Below are 224 nucleotides of genomic sequence, written 5' to 3'. Positions count from 1 at the left end.
CCGGTGAGTCGCTCCGGGATTGCATTGCCTGGAGGGCTGGGGGATGCTGGTGGTTCTCACGCAGGGAGAATAATAAGAAATGCACAACGATCATTTCAGTCGCCATGCCCAGCAAGTCCTTACCGTGGCGCATGGCCGCGACCCGTCCAGCGATCCGTCCATCGCCCGCTCCTGGCTGCGTTGCCTGGAGGACTACCACCTCGACCCTGCGCAAACCATTGCTC

The 224-nt window shown here is 61.2% G+C and carries 1 protein-coding gene; it reads left to right on the top strand.

The features are described 5' to 3' along the window. Nucleotides 1–79 precede the first annotated feature (79 nt). Nucleotides 80–224: hypothetical protein (locus tag ACW9IR_RS30200; protein WP_457466278.1), on the top strand; the 145-nt coding region annotated here is incomplete at its 3' end.

Source organism: Pseudomonas sp. SDT291_1_S447, assembly GCF_054070155.1.
Note: the sequence above shows the minus strand (reverse complement) of the source record. Positions and strands in the feature narration are given on the sequence as shown.